The sequence below is a fragment of the Streptomyces sp. NPDC002795 genome (genome assembly GCF_042888725.1).
Taxonomy (GTDB): Bacteria; Actinomycetota; Actinomycetes; order Streptomycetales; family Streptomycetaceae; genus Streptomyces.
In genome coordinates this window covers 488,254-502,243 of record NZ_JBIAQB010000008.1, presented here as the reverse complement: position 1 = coordinate 502,243, position 13,990 = coordinate 488,254, and the positions used below count along the sequence as shown (strand labels likewise).

General features: G+C 70.0%; 11 protein-coding genes. 10 read left to right on the top strand and 1 reads right to left on the bottom strand.

Translation table 11 applies throughout. The features are described from left to right. Positions 1-9 precede the first annotated feature (9 nt). Positions 10-1,068: an ROK family protein gene (locus tag ACFYWS_RS26120; RefSeq protein ID WP_389280526.1), complete on the bottom strand. Its 1,059-nt coding sequence runs from the start codon at positions 1,066-1,068 to the stop codon at positions 10-12. 187 nt (positions 1,069-1,255) lie between these two features. Here ACFYWS_RS26120 and ACFYWS_RS26115 point away from each other — a divergent pair, with 187 nt between their 5' ends. From ACFYWS_RS26115 to ACFYWS_RS26070, 10 genes are all read left to right on the top strand, one after another. Next, positions 1,256-2,557 (top strand): ABC transporter substrate-binding protein, encoded by a 1,302-nt coding sequence (locus ACFYWS_RS26115; protein WP_389280525.1) that lies wholly within the window; start codon positions 1,256-1,258, stop codon positions 2,555-2,557. Beyond that, positions 2,554-3,519 (top strand): carbohydrate ABC transporter permease, encoded by a 966-nt coding sequence (locus ACFYWS_RS26110; RefSeq protein WP_389280524.1) that lies wholly within the window; start codon positions 2,554-2,556, stop codon positions 3,517-3,519. Before ACFYWS_RS26115 ends, ACFYWS_RS26110 begins: the two co-directional genes overlap by 4 nt. Further along, complete coding sequence (locus tag ACFYWS_RS26105; protein ID WP_389280523.1) at positions 3,519-4,367, top strand: carbohydrate ABC transporter permease; 849 nt, start codon at positions 3,519-3,521, stop codon at positions 4,365-4,367. Before ACFYWS_RS26110 ends, ACFYWS_RS26105 begins: the two co-directional genes overlap by 1 nt. A 14-nt stretch (positions 4,368-4,381) precedes the next feature. After that, positions 4,382-5,701 carry a Gfo/Idh/MocA family protein gene (locus ACFYWS_RS26100; protein ID WP_389280522.1) on the top strand — a complete coding sequence of 440 codons (1,320 nt, stop codon included), beginning with the start codon at positions 4,382-4,384 and terminating at the stop codon, positions 5,699-5,701. 100 nt (positions 5,702-5,801) lie between these two features. Further along, complete coding sequence (locus ACFYWS_RS26095) at positions 5,802-8,228, top strand: Ig domain-containing protein (RefSeq protein WP_389280521.1); 2,427 nt, start codon at positions 5,802-5,804, stop codon at positions 8,226-8,228. 3 nt (positions 8,229-8,231) lie between these two features. Beyond that, positions 8,232-9,140, top strand: coding sequence for an EamA family transporter (locus ACFYWS_RS26090; RefSeq protein ID WP_389280520.1), 909 nt, complete (start codon positions 8,232-8,234; stop codon positions 9,138-9,140). A 160-nt stretch (positions 9,141-9,300) separates the two neighbouring features. Then, the gene (locus tag ACFYWS_RS26085) at positions 9,301-9,678 is read left to right on the top strand and encodes a family 20 glycosylhydrolase (protein ID WP_389280519.1); all 378 of its coding nucleotides are present in this window, start codon (positions 9,301-9,303) and stop codon (positions 9,676-9,678) included. 79 nt (positions 9,679-9,757) lie between these two features. Continuing rightward, on the top strand, positions 9,758-10,240 hold the full coding sequence (locus ACFYWS_RS26080) for an RICIN domain-containing protein (protein ID WP_389280518.1): 483 nt from the start codon (positions 9,758-9,760) through the stop codon (positions 10,238-10,240). Between the two features lie 538 nt (positions 10,241-10,778). Next, positions 10,779-12,287, top strand: coding sequence for an APC family permease (locus ACFYWS_RS26075; protein WP_389280517.1), 1,509 nt, complete (start codon positions 10,779-10,781; stop codon positions 12,285-12,287). A 47-nt stretch (positions 12,288-12,334) separates the two neighbouring features. Beyond that, entirely contained in the window at positions 12,335-13,930 is a 1,596-nt protein-coding gene (locus ACFYWS_RS26070) for a flavin monoamine oxidase family protein (RefSeq protein WP_389280516.1), read from the top strand. Positions 13,931-13,990 lie beyond the last annotated feature (60 nt).

Sequence of the window (13,990 nt, the reverse complement as noted above, 5' to 3'; positions counted from 1 at the left end):
TCGGGCCCGTCAGTCCACCACCCTGAACAGCCGCGCCTCGACGGTGTCCAGGGCGAGCCGGACCGCGCCGTGAGCCACCGCCTCGTCGCCCAGTTCGGAGCCGACGACCGCGACGGGGAACAGGCACACTTCGGCCAGGCGCGCACGCAGCGGCTCGAGCAGCAGGTCGCCCGCACGGGACAGGCCGCCACCGATCACCACGGCCTCCGGGTCCACGGTGAGCACCACCGGCGCGATGCCCTGCACGAGGTCCGCGGTGAACGCGTCCAGGGCCTGCGCCGCGGACGTGTCGCGCGCCCGGACCGCCGCGAACAGCGCCTCCGGCGTGCCCCAGCGCGCCAGCAGCCGCTCATGGGCGCTGTGCCAGCCGGAGCCTGGCAGCTGGCCGATCTCGCCCGCTGCGCCGTGCGTGCCGTGCAGCACCGTGCCGCCGAGCACGATCCCGGTGGAGATCCGGCGCCCCACATGGACGTAGACCACGTCGCGCATGGTCCGGGCGCTGCCGCGCCAACGCTCGCCGAGGGCGGCGAGTTTCGAGTCGTTGCCGGCCACGACCGGTACGCCGAAGCCCTCTTGGAAGGGTGCGGCCAGATCGGTGCCCGCCCAGCCCGGCAACTGTGAGCTGATGGCGACGGTGTGGTCGGCGGCGACGATGCCCGTGGTGCCGACACCGACCGCGCGCAACGGTCCTTCGCCCGCGCCGCGCAGGGCACGGTGACCCAGGGCGCGGGCGGCGGCGATGCGGTGCTCGGGGGAGAGTTCCGGGCTGACCGCGGTGCGCCGCACGCCGAGCACGGTGCCGCTGAGGTCGGCCACCACGGCCAGGACCTTGTGGACGCCGACGTCCAGGCCCAGGACGCGGGCAGCCGCGGCGTGGAAGCGGTAGCGCTTGGCGGGGCGGCCGACCTGGCGCGAGGCGTCCGCATCGGGCAGGACCTCCGCTGCCAGGTTCTGCTCGACGAGTCCTGCCAGCGCGTTCTCGACGGTGGCGCGGGCAACCTTGGTGGTCCTGACCAGCTCGGTCAGGGTCAGACCCGGCGCTCCGGCGGTGTGCAGGGCGCGCAGCACCGCGGCCTGGTTGTAGCGCCGGAGCAGGGACGAGTCGCCCCCGGATGTCGCAGCGATGGTGAACGACCCCCTTGACGTGGTGGTGGCCCGGGTGGACTATCGAGCCGCGTTATTTCAGAAGGTAGCAAAAATAACTCGCTGTGTTCCGCCTGTCGTTTGACGTCCGCCGAATCGAGCGTGCATCGCCGTGAACCGTATCTTCCGAACCACCCTGCCTTTGCTGGTAGTTGGGCTCGCCGCCACGGCGTGCAGCCCTGCGGGCAGCGCCTCCTCCTCCGACGAGGGCAAGGACGGCAAGGCCACCCTCACGTTCCTCACCTTCGAGACCCCGAACCTCGACGCCGCGTACTGGGACGCCGCGATCGCACGCGCCGAGAAGAAGGTGCCCGGCGTCCACGTCAAGAAGCTGGTGGCGCCGAGCGCGGACCGCACCGGATACGCCAAGCAGCTGCTCGCATCCGGCCAGTTCCCCGACGTGATGATCGCCGTGTCGCCCTCCGGGTTCGCCGAGTCCGGGCAGCTCGCCCCGTTCAACGCCGCCGAGTTGAAGGACTACACGTTCCCGCGCTCCAACCCCATCGGCGGGAAGGTCTACCAACTGCCGTACAACACGCAGCCGACGCCCCTCGTGTACTACAGCAAGGCGAAGTTCAAGAAGGCGGGCATCGACGCCCCGCCCCGCACCTACAAGGAACTCCTCGCCGATTCCGCCCGATTGAAGAAGGCCGGTATCGACCCGTTCGCCGTCGGTGGCGGCGGCAAGGACGCGTTCGCGGCCTCGTACCTGTGGACCGCGCTCGTGGGAACCGACGTCTACAAAAAGACCCCCGACTGGATGGCGCAGCGGCGCGCGGGCAAGGTGAAGTTCTCCGACCCGCTGTTCAAGAACGCCACCGCCAAGTTCGCCGGGCTCGTCGACAAGGGCTACGTCGACAAGGGCGGCCTGTCGCGGGACTACGCCGCCACGGAGAAGGCGTTCCTGTCCGGCAAGGGCGCCATGTACCCGATGGGCACCTGGTTCGCCACGGCCGCCGACAAGAGCGACATGAAGGACGACATCGGCGTCTTCCCGTTCCCGACCGACGACGGCTCGCTCGCCGTGCCCTCGTACACCGGCGGCGGCATGTCGGTGAGCGCCAAGTCCCGACACGTGTACCTGGCCAAGAAGTTCGCGCTCGCCTTCAACGCGGACAAGAAGAATCTGGACGCCGTGGTGAAGGCCGACGGCGCGATCATCGCGGAGAAGGGCTACACACCCCCCGCCGGTATGGGCCCCGTCTACCAGGCCACCGCCAAGGTCTACGAGGACGCGGTGAAGGCCGACGGGATCGTCAACGCCTTCCTCGTGGAGACCGGCGACGACTCCCTGCTGCCGGGCATGGTCGACAAGTCCTACGCGTTCGCCCAGGACATCATCGCCGGACGCAAGGGCGCTGCCGAGGTCATCAAGGACCTGGACGACGAGTGGGCGAAGGCCGACACCAAGTGAGTACGGTCACCAAGTCCCCCGCACCTGCGGCCGGTTCGGGAACGGCCTCCCACCGCGCCTCGGCCGGGGCGGCGCCCACCCGCCGCTCCTCCTGGCCCGCCGTGCGCCACTTCCTCGGCTTCGGCGCGCCCGGCCTGCTGTTCTACGCCTGCTTCGTCGCGGCCCCCGTGCTGCTCAGCCTCGGCTACAGCCTCACCAACGCCAACCAGTTCGCCCCCGGCACCGACTTCGTCGGCCTCGACAACTACACGCGGCTGCTCACCGACGACACGTTCCTGACCGCGCTCGAGGTCACCACGGTCCTCACCTTGATCATCGTGATCGTTCCCAACGCGGCGGGGCTCGCCGTCGCCGTGCTCCTCGACAAGCGCGGGCGCCTCTACACGGCGCTGCGGGGCGTGTTCTTCGTGCCGGTGGTGCTCTCCTCGGTCGTCGTCTCCGTCGTATGGCAGGCCATGCTCACCGACGACGGGCTCGTCAACACACTGCTGCGGTCCCTGGGCGTCGCCTCGCCGCCCGGCTGGCTCTCCGACCCCGACCTCGCCCTGTATTCGGTGGGCTTCATCATCAGCTGGCAGATGCTCGGCTTCTGCGCGGTCGTCTACCTCGCGGGGCTCCAGGGCGTGCCGCAGGAGCTGCACGAGGCCGCGCAGATCGACGGGGCCGGGGCCTGGCTGCGTTTCCGCAAGGTCACCTGGCCGATGCTCGCGCCCGCCCTCACCATCAACACCGTCATGCTGCTGATCACCGGTTTCAAGGCGTACGACCACATCCAGGTCCTCACCAACGGCGGACCCGGCACCGGCACCACCGCCACCCTCGCCTTCGACGTGATCCAGACCGGCTTCACCGCCAACCGCACCGGCGAGGCCTCAGCGATGGCCCTGCTCATGCTGGTGTTCGTCGCCGCCATCTCCAGCTTCGCCCTGAAGTTCCTGCAGCGCCGGGAGGTCGACTTCTGATGTCCGACACCGCCAACTCCCGTGCGGAACGGGCTCCTTGGATACGTCCAGTGGTGGCGCTCGCCGTCACCGCCGCGTTCTTCCTGCCGCTCTACCTGGTCCTCACCAATGTCTTCAAGCCCGGCGACAAGATCGACGGCAGCCCGGCGGCGCCGCCGTGGCCGCCCACCCTGGACAATCTCGCCGCCGCCCTTGACCGGCCGGACCAGCTGTTCTGGAACGGTCTGATCAACTCCGTCACCATCACGTTCCTGTCGATCGTCGTACTGACCGTCGTCTCCGCGCTGCTCGGCCACTACCTGGCCCGTTCCCGCAACCGCTTCGCCCGCGTCTGCCTGCTGGTGCTGCTCGCCGGACTGATGATCCCGCCGCAGGTGATCCTCGTCCCGGTCACCGAAGTGCTGCGGCTGACCGGGATGATGACGACCATTCAGGGAATCGTCGCCTTCAACGTGGGCTATTACGTCCCCTTCGGCGTCTTCGTCTTCTCCGGGTTCATCCGCACCATCCCGCTGGAGCTCGAGGAGAGCGCGCAGCTCGACGGCGCCGGGCGCTGGCGCACGTTCTGGCAGGTGGTCTTCCCGCTCCTGCGGCCCGCCACCGCCTCCGTACTGATCTTCCTCGGCGTGTGGATCTGGAACGACTTCCTCAACCCGCTGATCATCCTCGGCCCGGCAGGCGGCACCACCGTGACCGTCGGCGTCTACCGGGCCATCGGTGAGCACCAGTCCGACTACGGCCAGGTCTTCGGCCTGATGTTCCTCGCAGCTCTGCCCGTCCTGATCTTCTACCTCGCCCTCCAGAAGCACTTCGTCAAGGGCCTCACCGGAGGTGCCGTCAAGGGATGACCGTGACCCGTACCATGACTCAAGTACCCGTAGGTGCTGCCGAGTTCAGCAACCTGCGCACGCACGTCGGCCGTCCGCTCGACCGCCCCGTCACCCTCGCCCTCGCCGGTGCGGGCGCGCGCGGTACCGGATACGCGGACCTCGCCGCGGCCGGTGACATCCCTGTACGGATCACCGCCGTCGCCGAGCCTCGCCCGCGCCCCCGCCAGGCCCTGGCCGAAGGGCACCAGGTCCCCGAGGGTGGTCTTTTCGCCGACTGGCGGGAGATGGCAGCCCGGCCGCGGCTCGCCGACGCCGTCGTCATCGCCGTCCAGGACGCCGAACACCTGGCTGCCGCCGAGGCGTTCGCCGCACGCGGCTACGACATCCTCCTGGAGAAGCCGATGGCCACCTCCGTCAAGGACGTCGACCGGATCGCCGCCGTAGCCGAGGCGGCGGGCGTGACGCTGACCGTCTGCCACGTGATGCGCTACACGCCGTACACCGTCCGCCTCAAGCAGCTGCTCGACGCCGGACGGATCGGCGGCATCGTCTCCGTGCAGCACCTGGAGCCGATCGGCTACTGGCACTTCGCCCACTCCTTCGTCCGCGGTAACTGGCGGCGCACCGACGAGTCGTCGTTCACCCTGCTCACCAAGTCCTGCCACGACATCGACTGGCTCAGCCACATCGTGGGGAGGCCCGTGCGAGCCGTCTCCTCCTTCGGCTCGCTCAGCCACTTCCGCCCCGAGAACGCGCCGGCCGGTGCCACCGACCGCTGCGTCACCTGCCCGCTCGCCGCCTCTGGCAGCTGCCCGTACGCGGCGCAGAAACTTTACCGGACCGGGCTGCGCGAGGGCGGCGTCAAGCGCTACTTCACGCGGATCGCCGCCGACGAACTGACCGAGGAAGCCGTGGTCGACGCGCTGACCCACGGGCCGTACGGGCGGTGCGTGTACCGCAGCGACAACGACGTCGTCGACCACCAAGTGGTCAACCTCGAGTACGCGGGCGGCGTCACCGCCTCGTTCACCCTGACCGCGTTCACGCCCCAGGAGAACCGGCACACCAAGATCTTCGGCACCCGCGGCCAGCTCACCGGCGATGGACGCACCATCGAGATCCACGACTTCGCCACCGACGAACGCACCGTCATCGACACCGACAACGGCGGGGCCTCGGCCGCCGAGGGCCACGGCGGCGGCGACGACGGCCTGATCGCCGCGTTCCTGCGCGCGCTCCACGAGGGCCGCCCCGAACTGCTCCTTACCGGCGCCGAGGAGAGCCGGGACACCCACCGCGTCGTCTTCGCGGCGGAACGGGCCCGGCTCACGGGACAGGTCGTACGGCTGTAAGGCCCCACCCCCGGACCCCGCCACCTGTACCTCCCCGCACCATCGCCCGCCCGCCCGGACGGGCGTCCCGCCACCGACCCGTGCATCAGGGAGCCATTCCATGAGACTCGACCACACCCGCCTCACCGCCCTCGGCGCCGGCGCGCTCGCTCTTGGCCTGACAGTCACCGCCACGGCACCAGCACAGGCCGCCGACGAGACGCCGGCCAAGACCCTTGTGCCGTCCGGCGATACCGCCGTGCACCCAGCCCACAAGGCCGCCGACGCCGCGTATGTACTGAACGCCGGCTATCTCGTCATCGGCCTCGACCGCACCGGCACCGTCGTCTCGCTCACCGACGCCCGCACCGGGCGCGACCACGCCGCCGACGGCAAGGCGGCCTCCCTGGTAAGCCTGGTCGTGGACGGCCAGCAGATACGTCCCACCCGCGTCGCGGCGGTCGGCGCCGACAAGTCCGTGCTGCGCTTCACCAATACCGATGCCGGTACGGCGGTCGACGTCAAGGCGGTCGCGAAGGGCGGATACACGACCCTGGAGGCGGTCCGCGTCAAAGGCCCGGACGGCGGCGACGTCCAGACCCTGCTCTGGGGCCCGCTCGCCACGGACGTGAAGCAGACCATCGGCGAGAGCGTCGGCGTGGTCCGCGACGACGACTTCGCGATCGGGCTACGCCCGCTGACCGACCGTACCGAGGGCGCCTGGCCCCAGGAGTACCAGGACTTCGGATGGGAGAGCGAGGTCGCCGACAACCCCAGCCGCCTCCAGGTCGCCCCGCACGAGGAGTGGAGCGCCGCGGGCAAGACGCCCTGGGGGTCGGTGCTGCGCGCCTTCACCTACGACTACACCAAGGAGCGGACGCGGCAGAACCTGGACGGCTACCGCATCCCCGTCGGCCCGCTCCCCGACGGCCGGGGGAAGATCACCGGATCGAGGATCGCCCTGTTCGGCGCCGCGCCCGCGCTCACCCCGACGGTGCTCTCCGACATCGCCGCGGGCGAAGGGCTGCCGTACCCGACGCAGAACGGCCAGTGGCAGAAGACGGCGCAGGCCAGCAGTCAGTCGTTCCTGGTCCTGAGCGACCTGAACACCGGCAACATCCCGCAGTCCGCCCGCCTCGCCAAGACCGCGGGCATCGACCACCTCTACAGCCTGCCGAACGCGGTGGGGCCCTGGAAGACCACCGGCCACTACCAGTTCAACGGGAGCCTCGGCGGCAGCGACGCGGGAGCCGCGGCGGCCGTGAAGCTGGCCGAGGACAACGGCGTCCACCTCGGCGTGCACACCATCTCCGACTTCGTCTCCACCGACGACGCCTACGTCACCGCCCCCGCCGACCGGCGCATCGCCCTCGGCGGCCGGGCCCGCCTGACCCGCCCGCTCGGCGCCGCCGACACCACCTTGTATCTGGACGACGACACACTGCTCGCGGCCGGCCTGTACAACAAACTCCTGCGGATCGACGACGAGTTCATCGGCTACACCGACGCCGTCAAGGTCGGCGACGAGTGGCAGCTGACCGGCCTGCGCCGCGCGCAGTGGGGCTCCAAGGCCGCCGCGCACACCTCCGGTGACAGCGCGGCCCGCGTCATCGCCAACGGCTACGGCGGGGCCATCGGCGGCATCGGCATCATCGACGAGATCAGCGGTCGCCTGGCCGACGCCTGGAACAACACCAGTATGCGCGCCAACTCCTACGACGGTGTGGAGTCCGCATCGCAGTCCGGCTGGGGCTCGTACGGGCAGGCCCGCCTAGTCAACGGCACGTACGAGCAGACCAGGCGCAAGGACGGCTTCATCACCGAGACCAGCCGCATGACGTCCAACACCTGGGACGCGCTGACCCGCGCCAGCTGGGGCGAGGTCGGCGTCACCAGCATGGACCAGGTCTTCATCAACAACCAGTTCTACAAGGACAACTTCCTTCCGGGGATGCTCGGTTGGGTCAGTCTCAAGTCAACCGAGGGCCTGATGAGCATCGAGGGCAAGCTCGCCCGTGGCGCGGGACTCAACGCGGGAGTCGGCTTCCAGGCCTCGTACGGCGACTTGAACCGCGGCGGCGAAGCGAGCCTGAAGATCCTCGATGCCATCAAGCAGTGGGAGAGCGCCCGCAACCTGGGCGCGTTCACCGAGGAGCAGAGGGCGCTGCTGCGGGACAAGACCACCAACTGGCACCTGGGCGTGGTCACCGAGGGCAAGGAGTGGTCCCTGCAGCGGCTCGACGCGAGCGGCGCCCCGGTCGGCGTGCCGCAGCGCGTCGCCGTCCCCACCCCCGCCCTTTCGGACACCGCGCTGCCCACTGCACAGGTCCGCGAGTTGTACGAGACACGGCTGACCACCAACACCCCGGCCACCGTCCGCTACGAGGTCACGGCGGGCGCCCTGCCGGACGGGCTGCGCCTGAACCGGGACACCGGTGGCATCACCGGCACGCCGAAGCGTCCCGGCACGTCCTCCTTCACCGTGACCGCGCACAGCGCCGAAGGGCAGCCTGACGCGGAGCGCGACTACCGCCTCAGCGTCGGCTGACTCATGAAGCCCGTGCTGCTGTCGGCGGCGCTCGTCGTATTGCTCGCCGGCAGCTGGCTGCTCTCCGGGGCGCTGGTGACGCACAGCGACCCGCTGCTCGTGGCGGCGGGCCGCATGGGGGTGTGCGCCGTGGTGCTCGCCGGGTGCGCGGCGCTGCGGCCCGCGCACCGGGCGGGCCTGTGCGCGCTCGCCCGCACTCCGGGGAGTATCGCCCTGGTGGTGGTGCTCGCCCTGCTCGGGTTCGCCGCGTACGCGCTCGGCACCCTGACGGCCATCGAGCGGATCGGCACCTCGCTGACCAACCTCGTGGTCGCGCTGCTGCCCTGCCTGTCACTGGCGCTCGGCGCGCTGCTGTTCGGGCAGCGCGCCACGCTCCGGCAGGCGGCCGGAGCGGCCCTGGCGACGGCCGCCGCGGCCGGCTACGCGCTGGGCACGGGCGGCGGTCGGCCGGACGCGCTCGGCATCGGCCTGGCACTGGCGGCGACGCTGGCCTTCGCCGGGTACGGGTTCGTCTACCGCGCGCGGCTCGGCGAGGTGCCGCCCGCCGTGACGCTGCCCGCGCTGCTCGGCGCGGCGACGGTGCTGCTCGTGCCCTTCGCGCTGACCGTGCCCGCCGCAACTCCCGGCCAGTGGGCGGGCATCGCCCTGCTCGGCGGGGTCGTGTACGCGCCCGCCTACGTGGTCCAGCACCGGCTGATCCTGCGGCGCGGTCCCGTGTTCACGGCGGCAGTGCAGCTGGCCGTGCCGTTCCTGGTACGGCTCGGCGACTGGGCACTCGGCAACCGGGACGCGCCGAGCCTTGCCGAACTGGCCCTGCTGTGCGGCGCGTTGGTGGGCATCGCCCTGGTGACGATGCCGTCCCGGACCCGAGATCCGCCGCGTACCGCACCGGGAGTCGGGCACCTGCGGTAGCCCGACCTCCTGGCGTCGCGTCCCGGCACAGATCCGGACTGCACGCGGCTGACCGATCCCCATCCGGGCCTGGCGGTGCGCCGCCGAGTCAGGAGGCCGGACCCGTCCTAATTCTCGTCGACGGGGTGCCGTCGAGGTCGTCCGGTACGGCTACGCCCTCGTGCTTGAGGGCGGTGGCGGCGATGTCCGTGATGTCGATGTCGTGGCGGGTGGTGCCGGGGGTGAAGCCGGGGCCCTGGCCGGACAGGCCAACGTCTGGACCGAGCACATGGACTCGCCCCGCACCGTCGACTACTACGTCTTCCCACGCCTGTGCGCGATCGCGGAGGCGCTGTGGTGCGAGGGCGAACGGGACTTCGACGACTTCCTTACTCGGCTGCGCCCGCACCTGGCCAGGCTCGACGCTCTCGGCGTCGAGTACCGGCGAGAGAGCGGTACGTTGCCGTGGCAGACGCGGCCCGGAGTCGCCGGCAAGCCGGCGACCCGCGCTGACTGGGCCGAGTTCATCGACGGACTCGTGACCCACATCAAGATCTGAGCGCCCCCCACCCCACACACGAGAGCGCGCAGGGCAGTTCGACGCACCCCCCCATTTCACGAGTTTCCCTGGAGGAACGGTGAAGCGAAGAACAGGCAGCAGAACGGGCAGAAGGGCGGGCCGCGCGGTCGCGTCCGCACTCACCGTGGCGGCGGCGGGCCTTGTGGTCCTGCCGACCGCCAACGGCGCCGAAGCACCCGCGGCCGGGAAGGTCACGATCGGAGACAAGTGCCTGGAGGTCGCCGGCGGCGACACCGGCAACGGCACCGCCGTCAAGACCGGGCAGCGGCTGCACGTCGCGGACGGCAAGAAGGGCCGCGCCTGGGGCGCACAGGCGACGCTGGGCCCGGCGCACGGAAAGCCCTCACCGGCCGCGCAGTGGTACTTCCAGAAGGTCGTGAAGTGCCCTGCCAAGGGCGGCGCCTCCCAGCCCACCGGCAAGTACCGCCTGGTCAATCGCCACAGCGGCCTCGCGCTGAGCTTCGAAGGCAAGGGTTCCGCGAACCCGATGACCACACCACAGGGAGCAGACCAGACCCAGTTGCTGTCATTCGGCTCCTGACGGCTGCCCACGGGTGCCTGACTCACGACTGAGGGCACCGGCACGGCGGGAGCAGCACCAGCAAGGAGCTCTGGGGCACTCGCCCCGGGGCTCCGCTCGCTGCGATCCGGATGCACTTCGAAGGGGACGTCGCACGGCTGAGCTTGCGGCGCATGCCACCGGAGAAGGTAGCGACGTGCTTGCGGACCGCCGAGGTCAGCTCGAACCGCTGCAGGAGATCGCCAGCTCGGGGCTGGCCCTCGTGCTTGCTCAGGTCCTCCCCGGTGGTCAGTAGCCTGACAACGGCGGCGAACTGTTGGGTGCCGCCGATCTATCGGCGCACCGAGTCGGCTTCGCCGGTCGCGTCGTGGATGCCGCCTGCATGCCCTGACTTTCCATGGGGCGGACGCTGCTTGCGCACATGTGCCGGAGCCATCTCCAATCGGTGACGGGAACGATCTCATCTGCCTGTGGCCCGACAACTCGTCGTGCCCGCCCACCAATTGCGCGACTTTCTGCCGGGTTGTGGCGTGCGTCACTCCGCGGCAGGGTGCCCGCCATGCCAGAGCAACGAACCACACCCGAGGTCCACCGCCTCAAGGCGAACTCCGTCGGCCTCGTCGGCGTCGTCTTCATGGCGGTCGCCACCGCGGCGCCCATCACGGCGATGACCGGTAACCTCCCCATTGCCGTGGGCGCGGGCAACGGCACCGGAGCGCCCGCGGGGTATCTGTTCGCCACGCTCGTCCTGACCGTGTTCTCGGTCGGGTACGTCGCCATGGCCAAGCGGATCACTGCCGCGGGCGCCTTCTACGGTTACATCTCGCACGGTCTGGGCCGCATCGCGGGCATGGCATCGGGAATGCTCGCTGTGCTCGCCTATGTCGTCTTCGAAGCCTCGATCGTGGGCGTCTTCGCGTACTTCGCGAAGACCACCGTCCATGACCAGCTCGGTGCCGACCTGCCCTGGATCCTCTACGCGGCCGCGATGCTCGCCGCCACCGCCGTCCTGTCGTACTTCGACATCAACCTCACCGCGAAGGCGCTCGGCGTGATGCTGATTGCCGAGATCGCGGTCCTCTTCGCCGTCGCCACCGCCGTACTGATCCACGGCGGCGGCCCCGACGGCATTCCCGTCGAGCCGATCGACCCGAGGAACGCCTTCACCGGCACCTCGGCCGGGCTGGGCCTCTTCTTCGCCTTCTGGTCCTGGGTCGGCTTCGAGTCCACCGCCATGTACGGGGAGGAATCCCGTAACCCGAAGAAGGTCATCCCGCGCGCGACCCTCGTCTCGGTCGTCGGCGTCGGCCTGTTCTACATCTACGTCTCCTGGATGACGATTGCGGGCAACGGCCTGGCCGGGTCGGTGAAGGTCTCGCAGTCCACGAGTCCGCTCGACCTGTTCTTCGACCCGGCCCACAGCTTCATCGGCGCCTGGGCGGTCGACACCTTCCAATGGCTGTTGATCACCGGCTCGTTCGCCTGCGGCATGGCCTTCCACCAGTGCGCGTCGCGTTATCTGTACGCGATCGGGCGCGAGGGATTCCTCCACCGAGGCCTGGGCCGTACGCACCCCAGGCACGGCTCCCCGTACATCGCCTCCTACGTCCAGTCCGCGATCGCCGTCGCGCTGGTCGCCTCCTTCTGGCTGACGGGTCAGGACCCGTACATCCACCTCTACACGCTGCTCGCGATCCTGGGCACGATGGCGATCCTCATCGTGCAGACCCTCTGCTCGTTCGCCGTCATCGGCTACTTCCGCAAGAACCACCCCGAGGACCGGCACTGGTTCACGACCTTCCTCGCACCGCTGCTCGGCGGCATCGGCATGATCGCCGTCGTCGTCCTGCTCGTTATCAACATGGACACCGCGGCGGGCACGGCAGCGGGCTCCCTCTTCTTCAAGGCCATTCCCTGGATCGTCGGCCTGGTCTTCTTCGGAGGGCTCGGCCTCGGCCTGTACTTGAAGGGCAGGCGGCCCGACCGCTACGCGATCATCGGCCGGATCGTCCTGGAGGACGCGGCCGAGCGCACGACCGAAACCGAGCCATCGTCCGCAACCGTCTGAGGGGATCTCCCATGTCTCGTACGCATCCCATGCACGCCTTACAACGATTGGCCGCAGAGCATGGCGAGGCCCAGCGACGCGGAGTCCCTGTCGCCGAACTCCTGGGCGCCGCCGCAGCGGCACCGGGCCGAAGAGCGGTACTCAAAGGGGCGGCCGCCGCGAGCCTCACGATCGGCGCCGGTCTGTCTGCCGCGCCCCGCGCCCGCGCAGCGACCAGCAAGGGCGCACCCCGCATAGCCGTCGTAGGAGCCGGCATCTCTGGCCTCACCGCCGCCCTCACGCTCCACGACGCGGGCCTGAACTGCACGCTCTACGAGGCCAGCCCGGACCGGGTCGGCGGCCGCATGTACACCCAGCGCGGCCACTGGGCGTACGGCCAGAGCTCCGAGATCGGCGGCGAGCTGATCGACACCAGCCACAAGAAGATCCTGGAGCTGTGCCGCCGCTTCGACCTCCCCGTCGAGGACTTCCTCGGCGGCGGCCCGAACGGCGCGCAGGAGATCCTCTGGTTCAACGGCGCCTACTACCCGCGCGCCCAGGCCGACGACGACTTCAAGGCCGTCTACCAACTCCTGCGCCGCGACCTGTCGGAGGCGGGCGAGGTCTTCTGGAACCAGACCACCCCCACCGGCACAGCGCTCGACAACATGTCGATCCATGAATGGATCGAATCACGCGTCCCCGGCGGGCACGGCTCACCGCTCGGCCGCTGGTTCGACGTCGCCTACAACGTCGAGTACGGCGCCGACACCACCGACCAGTCCGCGCTCGCCCTCGTCCTGCTCATGGGCTACCAGACCAATCCCGGGCACTTCAACATCTGGGGCCTGTCCAACGAGCGCTACCACATCACCGGCGGCAACGACCAACTCCCGCACACCATCGCCGACTTCCTGCCCGACGGCACCCTGCGCCACGGCTGTGCCCTGACCGCCGTACGCGCCAACGCGGACGGCACCCAGACCCTCACCTACACCGAAGCCGGCGCCACCCGCACCGCCACCGCCGACCACACAATCCTGTGTGTCCCGCTGTCGGTCCTCCAGCGGCTCGACCTCAGCAGGGCAGGCCTCGACCCCCGCATGACCAACCTCCTGCGCGACGCCCGCATGGGCCACTGCACCAAGCTCAACATGCAGTTCAGCAGCCGCCCCTGGCGCGGCACCGGCGCCTGGCCAGGCGTGAGCGCGGGCGACTGCTTCACCGACGCCGACTTCCAGCAGACGTGGGACACCACCAAGATCCAGCCGGGCACCGGCGGCATCCTCATCCAGTACGGCGGCGGCACCCTCGCCAAGTCCCTCAGCCCCGCAGGCCCGTTCGGCTTCGAGACGGACCCCTACGTGCGCGACCTCTCCAGCCGTTACCTGCAACAGGTCGACCAGGTCTTCCCCGGCACCAAGGCAGCCTGGACCGGCCGAGCCCAGCTCTCCGCTTGGCACAAGAACCCCTACGCCCTCGGCGCCTACTCGTACTGGCCCGTCGGCTACCTGCACCGCTACGCCGGCTACGAAGGCACCCCACAAGGCAACCTCCACATCGGCGGCGAGCACTGCAGCTACGACTTCCAGGGCTTCATGGAGGGCGGCGCGACCGAAGGGGAGCGCGCCGCCCGGGAGGTCATCGGGAAACTCGCCCCGTAGGACACCGTTCCGGATCGATAGCGTTTGTGGCGGTGTAGGGCTGCGGGGAGGGGCGGTGAC